We start from the raw sequence: 17,859 nt of genomic DNA, 5'->3' as shown, positions 1-17,859 counted from the left end.
TTCGGGATTGGGGGAAGATCGGAGGAATCGACCACGAAACGAGCGAAATAGACGAAATTTGAAAGCACCGGGAACTCCCCCGCCCTTCCCATTTCGCTCGTTTCGCCGATTTCGTTGTTCTCCGCTCAAAGCTCCCGAATCCGCAGATTCCGAAACCAGACCTCATCATCGTGGTCCTGTAGCAGGAGTTTCCCTGCAGCCGGGCCGGCGAAATCATCGAACTTCGCAAACTTGCTGGCCTTTTTCAGCTCCGGCCACTCCTTGCCGGCTGTGTCGATCTTCACCGCCAGCTTCCCGTTGAGCCAATGCTCCAGCACGGTGCCCTTGGCCACGATCTTGGAAACATTCCACTCGCCGGCCGGCTTGAGGTCCTTGTCCTTGGCGGCCGGGGCGATTTCGTAAAGGGAGCCGGCCGTGGTGTCCGCAACCTTGCCATTCGGGTGTCCGGCGTCATCCAGCACCTGATATTCCGGGCCCAGCCAGCCGGCAGGCGACTTTTGCACCCGGTATTTCACGCCGCTGTTACCCTTCGCGGAGATCTTCCACTCAAACTCGAATTCGAAATCCTTGTACTCCTTCTCGCTGAGGATATCCCCGCCCTTCCCGGCCCGGTGGATGCAGCCGTCCTCGACCTTCCAGCCGTCGCCCGGCTTCCCCCCCTTGGCCGCGACCCAGCCGGAGAGGGATTTCCCGTCGAAAAGCGAGGTCCAGGCGGCCTCTTTCGCGGAGGCGGCACCCGCGATGAACGCGGAGAGGAGAAGTTGGCGTAGCATACTGGCAGCCTGACTGCTAGCCCCTCCCTCACAAGTCGCATTTGGTTCATCATTCTCGACAAAACGAGACCCCTCTCTAGCTTCGCTGAAATTCCGCAAACCGCCCGCTTACATGGAAGAAACCATCGCCGACCCACCCGTCGTCCCCACCAGTTATTCGGATCACCAGCTCCCGCCCGACGATGTGGCGGCCATTGACCAGCTCGGCAAAACCTACGGCGCCCTGAAGGCGGAACTCGGCAAGGCGATCATCGGCCAGGAGCGGGTCATCGAGCAGCTCGCCATCTGCCTGTTTGCAAAGGGCCACGCCCTGCTGATGGGCGTTCCCGGCCTTGCGAAAACGCTGCTGGTTTCCTCCGTCGCCAAGACCTTCGACCTGACCTTCAACCGCATCCAGTTCACCCCGGACCTGATGCCGGCCGACATCACCGGCACCGACATCATCCAGGAATCCGGCGTCGGCGGCCGCCGCGAGTTCGAATTCGTCCGCGGCCCGGTATTCGCGAATATCGTGCTGGCGGATGAAATCAACCGTGCCCCGGCCAAGACCCAGTCCGCCATGCTGGAGGCGATGCAGGAGCTCAAGGTCACCGTGCTGGGCCGCAGCTACGATCTCCAGCCGCCGTTCTTCGTGCTCGCGACGCAAAACCCGGTCGAGCAGGAAGGCACCTATCCCCTGCCCGAAGCACAGCTCGACCGCTTCATGTTCCTGATCGAGGTCGACTACCCGAGCCGGGAGGAAGAAAAGCGGATCGCCCGGGAAACCACCGGCACCGCCCGCACCACGCTCAATCACCTGCTGGATGGCCACGCCGTCTTGGCCTACCAGCAACTCGTCCGCCGCATGCCGGTGCCGGAGCACCTCTACGACTACGCCGTCTCGATCGTCCGCAAGACCCGCCCCGGCACACCGGAAGCGCCCGCCTGGATCAAGGACTACGTCGCCTGGGGTGCCGGCCCGCGCGCGGTGCAGTATCTTGTGCTCGGCTCCAAAGCCCGCGCTGCCCTCCGCGGCAGCTACATGGCCAGCCTCGAGGACCTCGAAGCTGTCGCCGTCCCGGTCCTCGGCCACCGCGTGATCACCAACTTCGCCGCCGAATCCCAAGGCATGACCTCGAAGAAAGTTGTCGAGCGACTGATCGCCGAAATGCGCGAAGATTGAGAGACCAGAAACCAGAAGCAAGAGACCAGAAAATGCACTCACACAACTTTGAGAACCTAGAGGTTTGGCGGCGCGGCTGCCGTCTGGCGGTCGACGTCTTTGTGGCTTCTCACGGTTCCCGCGACTTCGCGCTGAAAGACCAGATCCAGCGGTCAGCACTTTCGATCCCCTCAAACATTGCCGAAGGAGCTGAACGACCAAGCGACGCCGATTTCTGCCGCTTTCTCGGCTACAGCAAGGGCTCCTGCGGCGAATTGCGGACCCAACTCATGGTTCATCGCGAGGTCTGCCGGGAGCTTGGCCTCGATCCCTTCGCCAAAACAGACTCCATGATCGAGGAAACCCGCGAGATTTCGCGGATGCTTTCCGGCCTCATGCAAAAAGTCGGCCACGAATCATGATGCCTTTCTTCTGGTCTCTGGTTTCTTGTCTCTGGTCTCTGAGGGCCGATTTTGCGCAATGAAGTATGACTTTCTGGACAGCGGCCTGCTTGCCCGGCTCGGCTCTATCCCGGTGGAGACGCGGGTGCCGATGCTTGGCAATGTGGCCGGCAAGCACCGCTCGCCGCACCGCGGGTCGTCGGTGGAATTCGCGGAGTATCGCAAGTATGTCCCAGGTGATGACACCCGCCGCTTGGACTGGAAGGCCTTCGCCCGTTCCGACCGGTTTTACATCAAGGAATTCGAGGCCGATACCAACCTCCGCGCCTACTTCGTGGTGGATGCATCGGGCTCGATGAAATTCCACGGCCAAGGCGAGTCGAAGATCGCCTATGCCAATCGCATCGCGGCCTCGCTGGCCTACCTGCTCGTCAACCAAGGCGACGCCGCCGGCCTGTCGGTCTGCACCGACAAGCTCCACCTTGAAGTGCCGCCGAGCCGCCGCCCCGCGCATTTGCAGCACATCTTCGACACGCTCGGAAAGCTCGAGCCATCCGGCGAAACCGGCCTTGTACCCGCGCTGCACACCATCGCGGAAAAGATCGGCCAGCGCGCCTTCGTCGTCATTCTTTCCGACCTCTTCACCGACCCACAGGCCTTTTCGGACGCCCTCCAGCACCTCCGCTATCGCAAGCACGACATCTGCGTCTTCCACCTGATGGACCCGCAGGAGCTCGGCTTCGAGTTCGATCGCCCGCACCGCTTCGTGGACATGGAAGACGGCACCTCGCTGGTCGTGGAGCCCACGCTGATTGCCGACGACTATCATCGCGCCCTGCGCGACTTCCTCGCGACGGTGAAGGTCAAGTGCCACGACGCCGCGGCGGACTACCAACTGGTCCCGACGAACACACCCCTGGAGCCGCTGTTGCGTGACTTCCTGACCGCACGCTTGCCGAAAAAAGGCCACTCATGAGTTTCCTCCAGCCACTGCTGCTTTGGGGCCTGCTCGCGGCGGCGATCCCGATCGTCATTCACCTGCTCAACCGCCGGCGGCACAAGACCGTCATGTGGGCGGCCATGCAGTTCCTGCTCAAGGCCACCCGCGAGTCGCGCGGCAAAAAGCGCCTGCGTCACATCCTCATCCTCACCTGCCGCGCCCTCGGCGTCGCCGCACTGGCCACCGCCGCGGCGCGACCACTGCTCAGCAATGTCCTTGGCTGGAGCGGCGGCAAGCCGGACCTGGTGGTGCTTTTGTTAGACCGTTCGGCGAGCATGGAGGCGACTCCCAAGAACGGCACCGTCCCCCGCCGCGAACTCGCGCTGGAGCGGGTGAAGAGCGCGCTCGCCGATCTCGACGGCACCCGGCTTGTGCTCATCGACAGCGCCTCCGGCCAACCGCAGGACGTGCCAAGTCCGGAAGTTCTCACCTCGATCTCCTCGACGGCTGCCACCGACACCGCCGCCGACCTTTCCACGCTTGCCTCGCGAGCCGCCGAGTTTCTTACCGAAACACCGGGCCGCGCCGAGGTGTGGATCGCCTCCGACATGCAGGCGACGAGCTGGCAACCGCAGAACGACCGCTGGACGTCCGTCCGCGCGGCGCTTTCCTCGCTGCCCGAGCAACCGAAGCTTCGCGTCCTTTCCCTCGGCGGCGAGGCTTCGCCAAACCAGTCCATCCGCCTGCTTTCCTCCCGTCGTGCCGGCGCGCAGCTCGTGCTCGACATCGAGATCACCCGCAATGACGACTCCTCCGCGCCTGTCAACCTGCCACTGACCGCCACGCTCAACGGGGTGCGCAGCACCTCGAACGTCACGCTCGCCGGCCAGAACTTCCGCTTCCGCAAGACCGTGCCGATCCCGCCGAGCGAGGATTCCGGCTACGGCTGGCTCTCGATTCCCGGCGATGGCAATCTCCGCGACAATGCCGCCTTCTTCGCCTACGGCCCGGCCCTGCCGATCAAGAGCCTGTTGGTCGCCCCGCCCGGCGAGGCTGCCGACTACCTCACCATCGCCTCCGCGCCCGGCGGCCACCATGGGCAGACCGTCGAACGACTCGATCCCGCGCAGATCTCGCGGCTCGATCTCGATGGTGTCGCCGCGATTTTCTGGGCCGCGCCACTGCCCACCGGCCAAGTCGCCGAGTCGCTCGTCCGCTTCCTCTCCGATGGTGGGCAAGTGCTGTTCTTCGCCCCGCTGGAGGACAGCGATGCTGCCTTCGCCGCCATGAAATGGTCGCCCATCACGCAGTCGGAGGAGGGCAAGTTCTTCATCCTCGATTCGTGGGATCACGACGACGGCCTGCTGAGCGACGGCCTCGATGGCACGCCGGTCCCCGCCGACCGGTTCAAGGCGGTGAAACGCCGCCTGCCCGAAGGCGAGGGCACCACCCTCGCCCGCTGGGACGATGGCCGGCCGTTCTTGTCCCGCCGTGTCTTCGACCGTGGCACCGCATGGTTCATCAGCTCGCAGCCGGACTACACGTGGTCGAATCTCGCCGATGCCGATGTGCTGCTGCCGGTCAGCCAGCGTCTCGTCATCGAGGGCGCAAAGCGTTTCGATACCGGCTACCTCGCCACCATCGGCAGCCGGCTCTCCCAGCCACGTCCCGGTGAAGGCCGCATCCGGCTCGACGACTACGGCGCGCCGGTTCCATCGAACGAAGCGTATGAAGCAGGCATCCACCGCTTCGGCGAGCGCACCCTCGCCCTCAACCGCCCGGCGGCGGAGGACGACCTGGAGCTGCTGGAGAACAATGCCGCGAAGGGACTTTTCGAGGGCCTCGACGCCACCTTCTTCGAGGACCGTAGCACGACCACCCGGGCCAATGGCAGCCAGCCGCTGTGGCAGGCCTTCCTCATCGCCATGCTCTGCTTCCTGCTGTCGGAGGCGCTGCTTTGCCTGCCGAAGAAGAGCGCGGCCTCCAATGCCCCGCTTCCGGGCCGCCCGTCCAACGCCTGACCGCCTTGTCTTTCCACTTCTACAACCTCCATTTCACCCCGACCCCGGCCACGCTGGTGATCGGGTTGATCGCGCTCGCGGCTGTCGGCGTGCTGTGCGTGTTGTCGTGGAAGCGCAGCCCGCATCCGAAGCGCACGGCCCTGTTAGAAGGCTTGCGATTCGTTTGTACGCTATTCGTCGTACTTCTGCTGTGGAAGCCGGAGTGGCTCACCATCCTCCACCCGGAGACCAAGCCGCGCATCGCCATCCTGTGGGACGCGTCGCGGTCGATGGAAACGCTCGATGCCGAGATGCCGGACATCCTTTCGCCACAGCGCGGCGTCGTTTCCCGCGCCCAGTGGACCCGCGCCGCGCTCGATAGCCCACTGTGGGATTCGCTGGAGGATGGCGGAAAGAATGAACTCGTAGATCGCTCCTTCGGCGAACCACCGGCCGATCCCGCCGCCGCCGCGCTCGCAGGCACCGACCTTTCCTCGCCGATCGAAGACCTGCTCGAAAACGAAACCAATCTCCGCGCGGCCGTGTTGCTCTCCGATGGCGACTACAACACTGGCCAGCCGCCGGTCGTGGCCGCCCAGAAGATGCTCCAGCGCGGCGTGCCGCTCTTCACGATCCCGGTCGGCAGCAAGAAGCGGTTGCCCGACCTCGACCTGCTCGCGGTGACCGCACCGGCCTACGGCATCGTTGGCGAGAACGTGCAGATCCCCTTCACCATCCGTTCCTCGTTGGAGCGCGAGGTCCGCACCATCGTCCGCCTCAAGGACGATGCCGGCCGCGAGAAGACCAAGGAGATCGTCCTGCCACCCGGTGAGACCACCTACGATGCCATCCTCTGGCGACTGGAGAAGGAAGGGGCGTCCACGCTCGAACTCTCCGTACCGGTGGCCGATGGCGAACGCATCGAGGCGAACAACTCGCGCAAGTTCACCCTCTCCGGCCGGCCTGAGTCGATCAAGGTGCTGGTCATCGAAACCCTGCCGCGCTGGGAATACCGCTACCTGCGCAACGCCCTGTCCCGCGACCCCGGCGTCGAGCTTTCCTGCCTGCTGTTCCACCCGCAGCTCGGGAGAGGCGATGGCCCGGACTACATCCAGGAGTTCCCCTCCAAGCCGGAGGACCTTTCCAAATACGATGTGATCTTCCTCGGCGACGTCGGCGTCGCCCCGGACCAGTTGACCAAGGACCAGTGCGAGCTGCTGCGCGGCTTGGTCGAGAATCAGGCCAGCGGTATCGTCTTCATGCCCGGCCCGCAGGGCAACCAGTTCACGCTGTTAGATTCCGCGCTCGGCGACCTGGTTCCGGTGATCTACGACGAGGAAACCAAGGGAGGCTTGCACGATCCGGTCGCCTCGCCGCTCACCCTGACGGGCGAGGGCCGGGGCTCACTCCTCACGATGCTGGCCGACTCCGAGGAATCGAACCCGGATGTCTGGCGCAGCTTGCCCGGCTTTCACTGGCATGCGCCGGTGCTGAAGTCCAAGGGCGGCACCGAAGTGCTTGCCGTGCACGCCAACCGCCGCGGTCGCTTCGGCCCCGTGCCGCTGATCGTCACCAAGTCGGCGGGCAACGGCAAGGTGCTGTTCATGGGCATCGACTCCGCCTGGCGTTGGCGCCGCGGCGTCGAGGACAAGTATCACTACCGCTTCTGGGGCCAGGTGGCGCGCTGGATGTCCTACCAGCGGAACATGGCCGCCGGCCAGCGGGTGCGCCTGTACTTCACCCCGGAGCGCCCGGTGCCCGGCGACACCGTCACCTTCAATGCGAACGCCTTCGACAAGAATGGCGCGCCGCTCCAGGAGGGCGACGTGTATGTCGATGCCACTGCGCCCGACGGCACCAAGGAGCGCGTCGTCCTTGAGAAGAACGACACCGCCTGGGGTGCCTATTCGGGCCGCCTGCGCATTAGCCTTCCGGGCGAGTGGCAATTGAAAGCCTCTATCGACGAAGCCGGTGCCGAGCCGGTGGAAACCAAGCTGCTCGCCCAAGGCGCGGAGCTTGAACAAACCGGCCAACCGGCGCGGCCCGACGTGCTGCAGGAGATGGCCCGCATTGCCCGCGGCCGGACGATTTCACCCGAGCAACTCCCGGAACTCATCAAGGAGATCACCGCCCTGCCCGAGCCCCGCCCGATTGAGAATCGCGTGGCCCTGTGGTCGCACTGGGCGGCCGTGGCGCTGGTGGTGCTGCTGCTGGCCATCTTCTGGACCGGGCGGAAGTTGAACGGAGCGTTCTAACAGCCCTACTCATTGTGGTAGCTGTCGGTCGGTGTGGGCAAACCTAGCATGGCGGAGCGCCGTGAAACCCAATCGCTTCGTAAGCTGTGTTACCCGGCTCTCGGGGCAGCACGAATTCCGCGCTCCTTGTAAACCCACTCCGCTGCTACAAAGCGATCGATGCCCCGCCTTCCGCAACTGATCCTGCTGTTGCTGGCGATCCTCTGTCCCGCCGCGCTGGCGCAGGACACGGGCGACATGCGCTTCGCCACCCGCTCGTGGGAGACCGACGAGGGGCTGCCGCACAACAGCGTGAACGCGATCTATCAGCGGCCGGACGGCTTCCTATGGGTGGCCACCCAAGGGGGCTTGGTCCGCTTCGATGGCATCGAATTCCTCCCGCGCCGGTCACCGTTGCTGAAAAGCCCGCGGACCTCCCGGGTGGTGGAACTGATCGACGAGAATCCGGAAACGCTCTTGATCGCCTGCGACCAAAGCGGACTGGTGCGGCTGACCCAGGACGGCTTTTCGGTCCATCCCCTGAGTGAAAAGCTGGGGAACGCACCGCGCATCATCGCGCTGTTCCAAGAGGCCGCCGATGTCTTCTGGGTGATTTCGGAGGGCCGGCAGGTATGGCGATGGGACCACGGTAAGGTGCAGCATTTCCCGCGACTGGAAGCCACGCAGATCCTGACTCCCGGCTCGCTCGCGATGGATCGCTCGGGCACAGTCTTCCTCGCCCGCGGAAGCGGCTTGGAGCGCTTCGATGGAAAATCATTGCTGCCCGTTCCCGAAATTCCCGCGCGTGCAGTGACCATCGCCCCCTGCAGCACCGGCGGGCTGTGGGTGGCTTCGGGCGACGCGCTGTGGCGCTGGGACAGCGAAACGCCAGCGCAGGTCGCCGCGACCACGCCTTGGTCCTCTGCCCCTCCCGCGGCCCTCTTGGAAGACGGTGAGGGCGCGGTGTGGATCGCCACGAAGTCCAATGGCTTGTTCCGTTGCGCGGGAACGACCTTTCAACCCATTCCCACCTCGCACCAGCGGATGGCATCCCTCTGCCGGGATGCTGAGGGCAACATTTGGGCCGGGACCACCGGAGGCGGCCTGAATCTGGTGCAACCGGCGCGCTTCCAACTGCTCGACGCCAGTGCCGGCTGGGCGCCCGCCATCGAGGGCGGTGTCTGCGAAGGCCCTCCCGGCCGAATCTGGTTTGCCAATAGCGTGCTCGGTCTGCGGCGGGTGAGCGACGGCAAGATCCAGCCGCCGCCCGATCTTCCAGGCTGGCCGGCGAAGGCAATCGCCGTCTTTCCCGATACCATGGGGCGGCTGTGGTTCGGCGGGCACAACCGCGTCGGCTCGGTGTCGAGCGACCTGACCCTGCCGCCCGAATGGCTCGACCTGCCACCTCTGGGCCGGGTCCACGCCATTCATGTCACCCGCGACGGCACCGTGTGGACCGGCGGTGAAGGCAAGCTGTTGGCCAGCGCGCAGGAGGGCAAGGTGACCCTCTACAACGAGTCCCACGGATATACCGGCGTGCAGGCGCAGGCCATTTGTGAAGATGGCTCGGGCGCGATTTGGGTCGGGACGGAAAAGGGCGCGCTATTCCGGGGAAAAGACGGGCGTTTCACTCGCCAGCAACTCCCCGGCGATCTCGAAGGCACCGGCATTCGCGCCTTGGTCAGCGACGCGGACGGCACGCTCTGGGTAGGCACGGGCGGCGGTGGCCTGCTCATCGGACGCGACGGACGGTTTGCCCTGCTCAATCAGGAGCAAGGACTGCCGGACGAGGTCGTGTCACAATTGCTGTCGGACGACTACGGCGCGCTCTGGTTCGGCACCAGCCGCGCCTTGTTCAAGGTGGACAAGAGCGAACTGCTCGACTGCGCGGATGGAAAGATCGATGCCGTGACGCCGGTGAAATTCGGCGCGGCCGACGGGTTGCCAGGCTTCTCCGCCTCCGCGAACTACCAGCCCAGCTCATGGAAAACGTACGATGGCCGGCTGTTCTTCGTCTCCCGCAAGGGCCTGGTCATCGCTGATCCCGCCCGGCAGACGCGGACGCGCAAGAGCCCGCGGGTTCACATCGAAAAGCTGCTGGTCGACAACAAATCGGTCGCGCTCGACACCGCCCGGCTTCCCTCCGCCGCCCGCAAGCGGGAGTTCATCTTCACCGCGCCTACTTTCATCTCGCCGGAGAAAGTCCGCTTCCGCTATCGCCTCGATCCTTTCGAGAGTGAATGGAACGACGCCGGCACACAGCGCACCGCCACCTACTCCCAGCTCAAGCCCGGCCACTACCGCTTCGAGGTGATGGCGACGAATGGCGACCTTTCCTGGCGCTCTGCCACGGCGACGGTCCCGCTCGAGGTCGTCCCCGCCTGGTGGGAGACGTGGTGGGCACGTATGCTCGGCTTGGCCAGCGGCACCACGCTGCTCATCCTGGCGGTCCGCTACTGGTCGCACCAGCGGCTGCAGGCACGCCTGCTGGAACTGGAAGCGACCCGCCGGGTCGATCTCGAACGCTCGCGCATCGCCCGCGACTTGCACGATGGTCTCGGTGCCAGCTTCACGCAGATCGGCATGATGGCGGAGGAACTGGCGGAAGACGTCAGCGAACCGGAGGAGATGAAAAGCTACTCCGTCCGCCTCGCCAGCCGCGTGCGCGGGATCGCCCGCGACCTGGATGCCGCCGTGTGGACCGTCAGCCCGCAGAATGACACGCTGGCCGCGCTCTCCTCCTACATCTGCCAGTACGCCATCGAGTACTTCCGCGACTCACCCTTGCGCTGTCGCGTCCACGTGGCGCCAGACATTCCCGGTCAACCGCTCTCGCCGGATGCGCGGCACCACCTGTTCCTCACCGCCAAGGAGATCATGAACAACGCCCTGAAGCATTCCGGGGCAAGTCACCTCGACCTCGACATTCGCGTGGAAGACGGGTGCTACCGCCTTGGCTTCCGCGACGACGGGCACGGCCTGCCCGAAGATGCGGAGACCAGCGGCCGTCACGGGTTGCATAACATCCGCGAACGTGTCATGGAATTGGGAGGCTCGGTCGAAATCCAGAGCTCCAGCCAGGGCACCTCGATCACCGTCATCGTCCCGCTTTCAAAGTAAAGTAATCCCCATGCCCATCAGCGTCGCCATCGTCGAAGACAACGTCGAGATCCGCGAAATGCTCACGCGGACCGTCGAGCGCGCGGCCAGCCTGACCTTTCTCAACAGCTACCCGAGCGGTGAGGAGGCATTGGAGCACCTGCCCACGCTCAAGCCGGACGTGGTAATCATGGACATCCAGCTCCCTGGCATCAGCGGCATCGAGTGCACCGTGCGCTTGAAGGCCATCGCACCCGAAATCCAGGTGCTGGTGTTCACGGTCTTCGGCGACGCCGACCTGGTCTTCAAGGCACTGGAAGCCGGGGCCAGCGGCTACATGCTGAAACGCACGCCACGGCAGGAAATCGTCGATGCCGTGAAGGACGTCTGGTTCGGCGGAGCCCCGATGAGTGGTGAGATTGCCCGCAAGGTGGTCGAGTCCTTCCGCAAGCCGCCCAAGGCGAAGGACGCCGACCTTGAGCAACTCACCAACCGCGAGGAAGAAGTGTTGGCGCTGTTGGCCAAGGGCTACATCACGAAGGAGATCGCCGATCAGATGGGCATCAGCTTCGACACCGTGCGCTTCCACCTGAAGCACATCTACCAGAAGCTCCACGTCCGCTCGCGCAGCGAGGCGCTGATCAAGTATCTCAAGTAAACGTAGCTGGAGCGTCTCGCTCCAGTCCGTTGCCGGGGCGTCTCGCCCCTGTGCTTCACTGGAGGGGCGAGACGCCCTCTCAACGGACTGTGGCAAGATGCCCCAGCACGGTTTCACGAAAAAGCCCCGGGGACTTGCAACCCCGGGGCTCGTTGGAATCACAGAAAGCAATCCAACCTGAAAAAGCTTACTTCGCGTACTTCACGCCGCAGCCGTAGGGAGGGGTCTTCGCCTTGTCCACGCTCTTACCGGCGAGCACAGCATCGAGCGCATCCGAGACGTAGCTGTCAGCGGACTCGATATCCTTTACGTCGGTCGTGTTCTTGGAATCGATCGCGCCGTTGTAGGCGACCTTGCCTTCCTTATCGATCACGAACAACTGAGGCGTGGTCTTGGCACCGTAGGCCTTGCCGACCGAGCCATCGGTATCGAGCACGATCTGGCTGGCCTTGTTGCCTTCCTTCTTCGAGCGCTCGGCGAGATCGGCGGCGGCGAGGTAGCCCTGCGCTCCTTCGGCGGAGGAATTGACGGTGATCCACACGACATCCTTGCCGGTGTATTTCTCCTGAAGCTTCGGAATGTTGCCGCTGCCGTAGTGCTTCTTCACATAGGGGCACTCGTAGTTGACCCACTCAAGGACTACGACCTTGCCCTTCTGGGAGGCCAGGGTGACTTCCTCGCCCTTCACGTTTTTCACGGAGAAGGCGGGTGCAGCGTCGCCGGGCTCAATGGCCCAGGCGGTGGATGAGCAAATCATGGCACCGAGCACGGCGCCGAGGAACGTGTGTTGTTTCATGGTTTCGATGGGTAGGGATTGAATTGAGGACGGTGTCGAGGGGCGACGGGCTGTCCAATGGAAATCCCGTCACTTCTCCTTTCGCCATGACACGATCAGCGGGCGCTCGAGCTTCCCGCCGGTCAGGACGATATCGAGTAGAGTGGCCGGGCCTTCCGCGTATTCATTCTTTTTGGCCTTGGCGGTCCAGTTGTCGGCTCCGGTTTTCACAAAGACGGGCTTCTCCCCCGCCTCGATCACTTCCGGAGTGGCAGGGAAAAGCGAACTGCCGACCGGGTCGAACTTCCCGATAATCGAGAGGTGGGCCTGAAGGGTGATGACGACCATTTTGTCACTCTCTTCCGTGACGCTCATCACGAGGTCCTTCACGGGCGCGGGAATCTTCTTTTCGGCCGCCGCTAGCACCGCCGCGTCCTTGCTCGCCGCACCATCACCGGCGGGCAAATTCACGGAAACCTCCGCATCGCCGGGCACGCAGGCGCTTTCGTTACAAGTCAGCCACGAAAGCGCCACCTTCAGCTCGGCCTCGCCGGTCGCGCCGGCGGGCGGGGTGAGATCGACGCGATAGACCGCCTCGCCCTCGTAGCCGAAGCCGGGCAGGTCGCCGGTCATGAAGCGCTTTGGCACCGGTGCCTGGAGCTCGCCGGCGGTCCAGCCCGCGGGCAGGGTCCACTTCGCGGAAAGCGGCATGCCACCCACGCCCGGATTCACCCAGTAGCTGTGCCAACCGGGCTCGATCTTCAGCTTGATGCCAACCGGCACGGGCTTGCCGGGCTGATAAGAGGTTACGCCAGCGATCAGCTCGGCTTCGGCGTGGCCGGACTTCTCGGCGGCGAAGGTGGTCATACCAAACGGCAGGCCGGCGGCAAGGAGGGCGGAGAGTTTCATCCGTGCCATCCAAGCGCCGAATGCCCTGCCCCGCCACCGGTTTGTTTTGGGTTTGGCTTTTGAAGACCGGGGCTTTTGCGAGGAGGGTGAATTCCCCCCCGCCAAGACGCCAAGATCGCCAAGTGAAGCGGAGGAGAGTGCTGAACCGAAGTCGATTGCTGGACGGTCGTCCTTTTCAACTCTGCGTCCCTCTGCGACCTCCGCGTCTCTGCGGTAATCTCGATCAGGCCGCATCCCCCGCTTGCTTCTTCATCCCTTTCGTTCGTTCCGCTCGTTTCGTTGTTCCCACCCTCATCTCCAAACTTGGCGTCCTTGGCGTCTTGGCGGTGAATCCTCTTCCCTGCCCACCGCGGCACCTCACCTCGGCAGCGTCTTCCCCGCCCCGCGCTTTTCACGGCGGTAGGCCGTGGGTGCCTGGCCCATGTGCTTGCGGAACTGCCGGGAGAAATCGCTGTGGTCGTAGAAGCCAGCCTCCAGCGCGACCTCAGTGATCGGCAAGTTGGTGGTCGCCAGCAGCTCGCACGCCTTGATCACGCGCATCCGCATCAGGTAGCTGCGCGGCGTGGTTTGGAAGGTCTTGCGGAACTTGCGCTCGAACTGCCGCACGGAGAGCCCGGCGATCTGCGCAAGCTCGGAAACTTCGAGGCGCTCGCGGAAGTTCGTCTTCAGGTGCTCCGCCACCTCGGCGAGCTCCAGGTAGGGCTGGATGGCCGCGCGCTGCTCTTCGTAACTGCGGACGGTGCCGCAGAGTCCGCAGACCTCACCGGTCTTGTCGAACAGCGGCAGCTTGTCGGTGATGAACCACTCCGGCTTGCCCTGAGAATTCGGGAACAGCTCGATCAGTCCCAGCATCGGCTGCTTGTTCTGGACGACCTTCTCGTCGTCGCGGTGGTATTTCTCCGCGAGCCGCGGCGGGAAGATCTGTTTGTCGGTGAGACCGACGATCTGGTCCTCGCGCTGGAAACCGCAGCGTTTCACGAAAGCGGGGTTTCCTGCCATCAGGCGCCCCTCACGGTCCTTCGCGAAAAAGAGGGTGCCGGGAAGGTGGTCGAAGAGATGTCGGAATTGCCCCGGGGGGAGTTCCTCCAACCATTTGCGGCGGTCGCTCGGTGTGTCCACTGGCAGAAACATACAAGTCTCTCCCGCAATCCTACAAGCTCTCTTAGCGTTTCTACGTCAGCTTGAAATTCCGCCCGGTTACGGCACGTTGCCAGCCGCGATCGAACCCTGCGCAACCAAGTTCATGCAAGCCATCCGCTTAACCCTGCTCCTGCCACTGGCCGCCCTCGGGGCGCTATTGGCCAAGCCGCTCATCACTCCCAAACCGGAGGCGCGGCGACTTGAAGTCCTGTTCTTCGGTGCCCCCACGGCCAACGGCCCGGGCCACGATCCCGTCACCCGCTACCGCATGATCAAGCGCACGCTGGGCACCGAGGGCATCGACTTCACCTACACCCAGGACCCCTCCGAAGCGCTCAGTTCAGAGACCCTCGCCAAGTACGACGCGCTGCTGATGTACGGGAACTGGGAGCAGAATGGCCCCATGCCGCCCAATCAGTTGAAGGCGCTCAAGGACTACGTCGAGGGCGGTGGTGCCTTCCTGCCCATCCACTGCGCGTCGGCCTGCTACGGCGGCTCGCCGGACTTCATCAAGCTCGTCGGCGGTCGCTTCAAGAGCCACACCGACGGGACCTTCAAGGTCACCAACGTCAACAAGAGCCACCCGGTCATGCGCGACTACGGTGGCTTCTCGGCCTGGGATGAAACCTACGTGCACGACCAGCACGGCGACGACCGCGTGGTCCTCGAAAAGCGCGACCAGGAACCATGGACCTGGGTCCGCGAACAGGGCAAGGGCCGCGTCTTCTATACTGCCGCCGGCCACGACCATCGCGTGTGGGATTTGCCAGAGTATCAGGACCTCCTCAAGCGAGCCATCTTCTGGAGCGTGGGCGCGGAGAAATACAAGAAGCTGCAGGCTCTCAAGCTGCCCAAGCTGGAGCAGGAAAAGGTCGAGATGCCCGGCTACCTGAAGCGCAAGCTCATCACCTCCGCGCAGAAGCCGCTGTCTCCTGAGGACTCGATGAAACTGGCGCAGGTGCCGGTCGGCTTCGAGCTGTCGCTGTTCGCCAGCGAGCCGGACATCGTGAACCCGATCTTCGTGAATTGGGACCACAAGGGCCGCGCGTTCGTCATCCAGACCGTCGATTACCCGAACAACCTCCACGCCGGCAACCTGGGCAATGACAAGATCATCATCTGCGAGGACCGCGACAAGGACGGCCGCGCCGACAAGTTCACCACCTTCGCCGACAAGCTCTCGATCCCGACCTCGCTGGTCTTCGCCAATGGCGGCGTGATCTGCACCAACGGCTCGGAGATGCTGTTCCTCCAAGACACCAACGGCGACGACAAGGCCGACGTCCGCAAGGTGCTCTTCTCCGGCTTCAACATGGGCGACACCCACGCCGGCGTGTCGAACCTCCGCTACGGCCATGACGGCTGGATCTACGCCACCATCGGCTACTCGGGTTTCCGCGGCACCGTCGGTGGCAAGCAGCATCAGTTCAACCAGGGAGTGTTCCGCTTCAAGCCGGACGGCTCCGCAATGGAATACCTCCAGCCGACCACCAACAATACTTGGGGCTTCGGCACCACCTCGGACTTCGACCTGATGGGCTCGACCGCCAACGGCAACCCGTCCTTCTACCTGACCTTCCCCGAGGCCACCTACGCCTCCGCCGGCTTGAAAGCGCCGCGCACCCCGCGGGCGGATGACAATCCGATCTTCAGCCCCAGCTCCGCGGACATCCGCCAGGTGGACCAGTTCGAGAAATACACCGCCGGCGCAGGCCACGCCTTCTACACCGCCGAGCGTTTTCCAGAAGACTGGCGCGAGCGCACCGCCTTCGTCACGGAAGGCACCGGCAAGCTCGTCGGCACCTTCGACATCATCCAGAAGAGCGCCGGCTACAAGGCCGTCCAGCGCTTCAACAACATCTACAACAGCGCCGATGCCTGGTCCGGCCCGGTCTGTGCGGAAACCGGCCCCGATGGCGCGGTGTGGATCTGCGACTGGTACAACCTGATCATCCAGCACAACCCGACGCCGAACAAGCAGTCGTCCGGCCTCGACGCCAAGAACGGCAAGGGCAACGCCTACGAGACCCCGCTGCGCGACACCCAGTATGGTCGGGTCTACCGCGTCTATCCGAAGGGCTCCGCGGATGATGCGAACCCGAACCTCGACCCCGCCAAGCCGGACAGCCTGCTCGCCGGGCTGGATCACCCGAACCTCTTCTGGCGCCTGCACGCCCAGCGCTTGATCGTGGAAGGCGGCATGAAGGACCTCGCCGCGAAGCTCGGTTCGCTCGCCGCTGCCGGCACCCGCGGCTCCGCCCACGCGGTGTATGCCCTCGCCCAGCTTGGCGTGCTCGACGCCTCGACTGCGAGCATCGCGCTCAAGTCCAACGTCCGCGCCGTCCAGCGCGCCGGCATCACGGTGGCGACGCCACAGCAGTTGAAGGAAGCCTACCTCGTCGGCGGCAAGATCGACGTAAAGGGCGACCGTGAACTCGCCGAGGCCCTCGTGTCCTTGTCCCGCCTCCCGGAGAACGATGCGGATCTCGGCAAGGCGCTCTTCACGCTCATCACCACGGATGAGCCACGCATCAGCGGCGACATTACGCTCAAGGATGCCTGGCAGATCGCCGCGAACCGCAATGCCGCCAGCGTGACCGCCGCCGCCAAGGCTGCTGGCTTCGCCGCCGACAGCGAGCAACAGCAAATGCCGAACCTGCTGCCGAATCCTGACTTCTCCGAAGTCTCCAACGGCCAACCGGCTGGCTGGACCGATCTCCGAACCTACGGCGGTGGCAGCGGCATGGCAAAGCTGACCAGCTCGCCGCAAGGCCGCAACGGTTCGCTGGGGCTGTCGATTTCCTCCAGCGGTCCGATCGATGCCGGTGCCGCAGTGACCGTCCCCGTCAAGCGCCGCACCCCCTACCGCCTCTCGGCTTGGGTCAAGACCATCGACCACAAGCCCAATGCCAACGGCCCCGGAGCCCTGCTCAATGTCCACGGCGGCGAACGCACCAACAGCGTGAAGGGCACCGCCGACTGGACCCAGGTCTCCACCGACATCGACTCTGGCGACCGCAATGAATTCCTCATCCACTGCCTCTTCGGCGGCTACGGCGGCGGCACCGGCACCGTGATCTACGACGACGTCTCGCTGACCGAAATCCCCGGCGGCAGCGGAGCCAAGGGCATGCTCGCCGCACTGGCCGCCAAGGCCGGAGGCGCTCCGGACCCGACCGCGGTGGTGAAGAAATTCAAGCCCGACGCCGAAGTCCACAAGCGTGGTGCCGAAGTCTATGGCATGACCTGCATTGCCTGCCACCAGCCGACCGGCACTGGCATGGAAGGTGCCTTCCCTCCGCTCGATGCCTCCGAGTGGCTCACCGGTGATCCGAGCGTGCCAATCCGCGTCGTCATCGGTGGCCTGATCGGTCCCGTCAAGGTGGCCGGCCACGACTACAACAGCGTGATGCCTCCGCATGTGGATCTGGATGATCAAAAGATCTCCGACGTCCTGACCTACGCCCGCCAAAGCTGGTCGAACGACGCCGCCCCGGTCACCCCGGCGCAGGTGAAGGAGATCCGCGACAAATACAAGGGCCGCACCACCCCGTGGACGGCCAAGGAGCTGGGTCACTGAAACCCGCGGTATCGTTCACGTTACCGCGTGAGAATCGCTCACTCTGACAGGTCGGAGTCGTTCACTGCTAAATCACGAGAGCCGGTCGCAAGACCGGCTCTTTTTCTTTCGTCCCAACGGGACGACTCATAAAAGCCCGGCACGAAAGTGCCGGGTAGGCGTGCCATACCGATCGCGTCCCAACGGGACGCCTCATGCGGGGAGGAGTC

12 protein-coding genes are annotated in these 17,859 nt (G+C 64.2%); 8 read left to right on the top strand and 4 right to left on the bottom strand.

Annotated features, from left to right (window positions below; all coding sequences use genetic code 11):
- Positions 1-125: 125 nt before the first annotated feature.
- On the bottom strand, positions 126-773 hold the full coding sequence (locus tag OKA05_RS15685; protein ID WP_264488114.1) for a 3-keto-disaccharide hydrolase: 648 nt from the start codon (positions 771-773) through the stop codon (positions 126-128).
- A gap of 112 nt (positions 774-885) precedes the next feature.
- On the opposite strand from OKA05_RS15685, the gene OKA05_RS15680 reads away from it, so the two are divergent.
- The 7 genes from OKA05_RS15680 (at position 886) to OKA05_RS15650 (ending at position 11,246) form a co-directional block, all read left to right on the top strand.
- Complete coding sequence (locus OKA05_RS15680) at positions 886-1,935, top strand: AAA family ATPase (RefSeq protein WP_264488113.1); 1,050 nt, start codon at positions 886-888, stop codon at positions 1,933-1,935.
- Positions 1,932-2,336, top strand: coding sequence for a four helix bundle protein (locus tag OKA05_RS15675; RefSeq protein WP_264488112.1), 405 nt, complete (start codon positions 1,932-1,934; stop codon positions 2,334-2,336). The genes OKA05_RS15680 and OKA05_RS15675 overlap by 4 nt, the downstream gene beginning before the upstream one ends.
- A gap of 58 nt (positions 2,337-2,394) precedes the next feature.
- Positions 2,395-3,291 (top strand): DUF58 domain-containing protein, encoded by an 897-nt coding sequence (locus tag OKA05_RS15670; protein ID WP_264488111.1) that lies wholly within the window; start codon positions 2,395-2,397, stop codon positions 3,289-3,291.
- Entirely contained in the window at positions 3,288-5,276 is a 1,989-nt protein-coding gene (locus OKA05_RS15665) for a BatA domain-containing protein (RefSeq protein ID WP_264488110.1), read from the top strand. Before OKA05_RS15670 ends, OKA05_RS15665 begins: the two co-directional genes overlap by 4 nt.
- A gap of 5 nt (positions 5,277-5,281) precedes the next feature.
- Complete coding sequence (locus OKA05_RS15660; RefSeq protein WP_264488109.1) at positions 5,282-7,510, top strand: hypothetical protein; 2,229 nt, start codon at positions 5,282-5,284, stop codon at positions 7,508-7,510.
- A gap of 159 nt (positions 7,511-7,669) precedes the next feature.
- Positions 7,670-10,609 carry a sensor histidine kinase gene (locus OKA05_RS15655; protein WP_264488108.1) on the top strand — a complete coding sequence of 980 codons (2,940 nt, stop codon included), beginning with the start codon at positions 7,670-7,672 and terminating at the stop codon, positions 10,607-10,609.
- Positions 10,610-10,619: 10 nt separating this feature from the next.
- Complete coding sequence (locus tag OKA05_RS15650; RefSeq protein ID WP_264488107.1) at positions 10,620-11,246, top strand: response regulator; 627 nt, start codon at positions 10,620-10,622, stop codon at positions 11,244-11,246.
- A 187-nt stretch (positions 11,247-11,433) separates the two neighbouring features.
- On the opposite strand, the gene OKA05_RS15645 is transcribed toward OKA05_RS15650, so the two are convergent.
- From OKA05_RS15645 to OKA05_RS15635, 3 genes are all read right to left on the bottom strand, one after another.
- Positions 11,434-12,042 (bottom strand): redoxin family protein, encoded by a 609-nt coding sequence (locus tag OKA05_RS15645; RefSeq protein WP_264488106.1) that lies wholly within the window; start codon positions 12,040-12,042, stop codon positions 11,434-11,436.
- A gap of 69 nt (positions 12,043-12,111) precedes the next feature.
- Positions 12,112-12,930, bottom strand: coding sequence for a protein-disulfide reductase DsbD domain-containing protein (locus OKA05_RS15640; RefSeq protein ID WP_264488105.1), 819 nt, complete (start codon positions 12,928-12,930; stop codon positions 12,112-12,114).
- Between the two features lie 357 nt (positions 12,931-13,287).
- Positions 13,288-14,049 (bottom strand): AraC family transcriptional regulator, encoded by a 762-nt coding sequence (locus tag OKA05_RS15635; RefSeq protein ID WP_264488104.1) that lies wholly within the window; start codon positions 14,047-14,049, stop codon positions 13,288-13,290.
- Positions 14,050-14,173: 124 nt separating this feature from the next.
- On the opposite strand from OKA05_RS15635, the gene OKA05_RS15630 reads away from it, so the two are divergent.
- Positions 14,174-17,650 (top strand): PVC-type heme-binding CxxCH protein, encoded by a 3,477-nt coding sequence (locus OKA05_RS15630; protein WP_264488103.1) that lies wholly within the window; start codon positions 14,174-14,176, stop codon positions 17,648-17,650.
- Positions 17,651-17,859: the final 209 nt, after the last annotated feature.

This window comes from Luteolibacter arcticus, assembly GCF_025950235.1.
In the GTDB taxonomy this organism is placed as follows: domain Bacteria; phylum Verrucomicrobiota; class Verrucomicrobiia; order Verrucomicrobiales; family Akkermansiaceae; genus Haloferula; species Haloferula arctica.
Note: the sequence above shows the minus strand (reverse complement) of the source record. Positions and strands in the feature narration are given on the sequence as shown.

Coding starts and splice junctions, on each gene's coding strand:
- OKA05_RS15650 (WP_264488107.1), top strand. CDS start 10,620: ATGCCCATCAGCGTCGCCATCGTCGAAGACAACGTCGAGATCCGCGAA.
- OKA05_RS15670 (WP_264488111.1), top strand. CDS start 2,395: ATGAAGTATGACTTTCTGGACAGCGGCCTGCTTGCCCGGCTCGGCTCT.
- OKA05_RS15665 (WP_264488110.1), top strand. CDS start 3,288: ATGAGTTTCCTCCAGCCACTGCTGCTTTGGGGCCTGCTCGCGGCGGCG.
- OKA05_RS15685 (WP_264488114.1), bottom strand. CDS start 773: ATGCTACGCCAACTTCTCCTCTCCGCGTTCATCGCGGGTGCCGCCTCC.
- OKA05_RS15645 (WP_264488106.1), bottom strand. CDS start 12,042: ATGAAACAACACACGTTCCTCGGCGCCGTGCTCGGTGCCATGATTTGC.
- OKA05_RS15630 (WP_264488103.1), top strand. CDS start 14,174: ATGCAAGCCATCCGCTTAACCCTGCTCCTGCCACTGGCCGCCCTCGGG.
- OKA05_RS15655 (WP_264488108.1), top strand. CDS start 7,670: ATGCCCCGCCTTCCGCAACTGATCCTGCTGTTGCTGGCGATCCTCTGT.
- OKA05_RS15680 (WP_264488113.1), top strand. CDS start 886: ATGGAAGAAACCATCGCCGACCCACCCGTCGTCCCCACCAGTTATTCG.
- OKA05_RS15640 (WP_264488105.1), bottom strand. CDS start 12,930: ATGAAACTCTCCGCCCTCCTTGCCGCCGGCCTGCCGTTTGGTATGACC.